Here is a 3,276-nt window from a genome sequence, read left to right on the forward strand (position 1 = left end):
TGCTCGCGAACTCGGTCGTGGGACGGACGCCGGAGGAGCTGACGGATGCGCGCGATGCGCTTTCGCGGTGGCTGGCCGAGGGTGGCGACGCACCGGACTGGCCGGGGCTCGGCGTGTTCGAGCCCGCGCGGCCGCATACGGCGCGACACGCCTCGATCCGGTTGGCGTTCGAGGCGGCGGCCGAAGCGGCGGAGCTGGCGTCGGCCAAGGCGGTCGCCGCCTGATGGAGCACGGACCCGGCATGCTGCGCGACGGAGCGATCCTGCTCGCGTTCGGGCTGGCGTGCGTACTGCTGTTCAGGAGGCTGGGGCTGGGGGCGACGCTGGGTTATCTGGTCGCGGGGGCGGTCGTCGGGCCGCATGTGCTGGGGCTGGTCGGCGGGGCGGAGTCGATGCTCGGGTTCGCCGAGTTCGGGATCACGTTGCTGCTGTTCCTGGTCGGGCTGGAGCTCAATCCGCAGCGGCTATGGAGGCTCAAGCACGACATATTCGGACTGGGGCTGCTGCAGGTGGTGCTGTGCGGCGTGGGGTTGATGGGGGTGCTGATGCTGGCGCGCTTCTCGCCCGCCGCGGCGCTCGCGCTGGGTTTGCCGCTGGCGCTGTCGTCGACGGCGCAGGTGCTCCCGATGCTGCAATCTGTCGGGCGGCTCCGGACGCCGTTCGGCGAGCGGGCGTTTTCCGTGCTGCTGTTCCAGGACCTGTCGATCGTGCCGCTGATAGCGATCCTGGCGGCGATGAGCCGTGCGCCCGCCAACCTGGACGCGACGCCGGGCTGGGTGGTGGGCGTTCAGACGTTGACGGCCGTGATCGGACTGGTGCTCGCGGGGCGGTTCCTGCTTCGGCCGTTGTTCCGGCTGATCGGAAGGCTTGGCGAGCGCGAGATGTTCGTGTTCGCCGGGCTGTTCACCGTCGTCGCGAGCGCGGCCCTTATGGCGTCGCTGGGGCTGTCGACCGCGCTCGGCGCGTTCATCGCGGGCGTCATGCTGGCCGACAGCCCGTACCGGCACGAGCTGGAGGCGGACGTCGAGCCGTTCCGGTCGGTGCTGCTGGGGCTGTTCTTCCTGGCGGTGGGAATGATGCTCGATCTCGGCGCGATCGCCGATCGACCGTTGTTCGTGCTGGGCATGGCGGTGGCGGTGATCGGCGTGAAGACGGGGGTGATCTTTGCGCTGGGGCTGGCGTTCCGCATGGGGTGGCGCGAGGCGCTGGCGCTCGGCCTGTTGCTCAGCCAGGGCGGTGAATTCGGGTTCGTGCTGTTCACGCAGGCGCAGGCGGGGTTGCTGATCGAGCCAGCGACCGCGTCGCTGTTCGGGGCGGTGGTGACGGTGTCGATGGCGTTCACGCCGTTCCTGATGCGATACACCGGGCGGATCCGGGCGGAGCCCAGGCGCGCCGACGACGAGATGCCGGAGGGTCCGTCCAGCGACGGGGCGAGCGCGCTGGTGATCGGCTACGGCCGGTTCGGGCAGACGGTGGCGCAGATGCTGATCCTGCAACGCATCAAGGTCACGCTGATCGACCAGGATCCCGAGATGATCGAGACGGCGGGGTCATTCGGCGCGAAGGTCTATTACGGCGACGGGACGCGAATGGACCTGCTCCGCCAGGCGGGGGCGGCGGAGGCGCAGCTGCTGATGTTCTGCCCGGACGGCGACGCGATCGATGCGGATTTCCTGCACGGCGTGGCGGCGGCATTCCCGGGCGCGTCGGTGTTCGTACGCGCGTACGATCGGCGCAGCATGATCAGGATCGCGGGCGGCCCGGTCGCGGGCGCCGTGCGGGAGGTGATCGAGTCGGCGGTGTGCATGGCGCGCATGGCGATGGGGGCGCTGGAGATCGACGACGACGATATCGACCGGGTCGAGCATGAGTACCGCCGCCGCGACGAGGAGCGGCTGAGGGAACAGTCGGACACGGGCGACCTTCGCGCGGGGATCGAGCGGATCATCACGGAGAACCGGGAATTGGCGGGGGAGAGTTGAACATGCTGCAGCTTCTGGCGGCGCTGTCGGGCGCGGTCGCGGTCGCGGCGGGCGCATACGGAGCGCACGGCGCTCAGGGCAAGGCGGCCGAGTGGCTGAGCACGGGTGCGCAGTATCAACTGGTCCACGCGGTCGCCGCGCTGGTCGCGATGGGCATGGGCGCGCGCGGGGCGGCGTGGGCGTTCGTGGCGGGCGGAGCGGTATTCGCGGGGACGCTGTACCTGATGGCGGCGGGCGCCCCGAAATGGCTGGGCGCGGTGACGCCGATCGGGGGGTTGTTGCTGATCGGGGGTTGGGCGTGGCTGGCGTGGTCGGGGGTGCGGGGGTGAAATCCTCCCCTGAAAGGGAAGGTGGCGCGCCGTAGGCGTGACGCAGGGGTAGCTCTCGACGATCACAGGCTTCGGTTTGTGGGGAGTTACCCCTCCACCACCGGCCCAAGCGGGCCGGCGGTCCCCCTCCCCCTCCGGGGGAGGATTGGGGAAGGTCAGCGTTTCTTGCGGCAGGCGTCGGAGCAGTAGATCACGCTGTCCCAGTCGCGGGCCCATTTCTTGCGCCAGGTGAAGGGGCGGTCGCAGGCGGGGCACGTCTTCGTCGGGAGGTTCTGCTTCTTCACGCCGTTGGGCACTAGCGGGGCTCCTCGTCGAGGAAGGCGGCTATGTCGGCCAAGTCGACCGTGCGGTCGAGGTATGCGCCGCCGATCCCGCGCGTGAGGAGGAAGGGGAGGACGCCGCCGCTCGCCTTTTTATCGTGGCGCATGTGGTCGACCAGACTTCCGCTCGACGCGGTGACGCCGGTGAGGCCGTCCGGCAGGCCGACCGCGCGAAGGTGGCCGGCGACGCGCTCGGCGTCGGCAGGCGGACAGAAGCCGCGGCGGACCGAATAGCGGAAGGCGAGCGCGCAGCCCGCGGCGACGGCCTCGCCGTGCAGGAGCGTGCCGTCGAACCCGGCCTCCGCCTCGAGCGCGTGGCCGAAGGTGTGGCCGAGATTGAGGAGCGCACGGACGCCGGTGGTCTCGTGCTCGTCCGCGGCGACGATCCGCGCCTTGGATGCGACCGAGTGGGCTATGGCGTAGGCACGGGTTTCCGTATCGCCCGCCAGGAGCGCGGGGCCGTTTGCTTCGCACCAGGCGAAGAAGTCGGGGTCGTCGATCAGGCCGTATTTGACGACTTCGGCATAGCCGGCGCGGAGTTCGCGCGGGGGGAGGGTGCCCAGCACTTCCGGGTCGATCAGGACGAGGCGCGGTTGGTGGAACGCGCCGATCAGGTTCTTGCCCGCGCGCGCGTTGATGCCGGTCT

Annotated in this window: 4 protein-coding genes and 1 pseudogene; 3 read left to right on the forward strand and 2 right to left on the reverse strand. The window is 70.3% G+C overall.

The features are described from left to right. The 3 genes and pseudogenes from ACFE7F_RS15720 to ACFE7F_RS15730 all read left to right on the forward strand — a co-directional run. Positions 1-224: pseudogene (locus ACFE7F_RS15720) on the forward strand (iron-sulfur cluster assembly scaffold protein); the annotation flags it as partial. Then, positions 224-1,981, forward strand: a complete 1,758-nt coding sequence (locus ACFE7F_RS15725) for a cation:proton antiporter (RefSeq protein WP_375404788.1) — start codon at positions 224-226, stop codon at positions 1,979-1,981. The pseudogene ACFE7F_RS15720 and the gene ACFE7F_RS15725, both read left to right, overlap by 1 nt. A 2-nt stretch (positions 1,982-1,983) precedes the next feature. Then, positions 1,984-2,310 carry a DUF423 domain-containing protein gene (locus tag ACFE7F_RS15730; RefSeq protein ID WP_375404789.1) on the forward strand — a complete coding sequence of 109 codons (327 nt, stop codon included), beginning with the start codon at positions 1,984-1,986 and terminating at the stop codon, positions 2,308-2,310. A 155-nt stretch (positions 2,311-2,465) separates the two neighbouring features. Here the strand turns inward: ACFE7F_RS15730 and ACFE7F_RS15735 are convergent, their stop codons facing one another. Further along, entirely contained in the window at positions 2,466-2,606 is a 141-nt protein-coding gene (locus ACFE7F_RS15735; protein WP_375404790.1) for a DUF2256 domain-containing protein, read from the reverse strand. Further along, a partial coding sequence (locus ACFE7F_RS15740) for a 3-dehydroquinate synthase family protein (protein WP_375404791.1) occupies positions 2,606-3,276 on the reverse strand: 671 nt, incomplete at its 5' end. The genes ACFE7F_RS15735 and ACFE7F_RS15740, both read right to left, overlap by 1 nt.

Source organism: uncultured Sphingomonas sp., assembly GCF_964235535.1.
Classification (GTDB): domain Bacteria; phylum Pseudomonadota; class Alphaproteobacteria; order Sphingomonadales; family Sphingomonadaceae; genus Sphingomonas.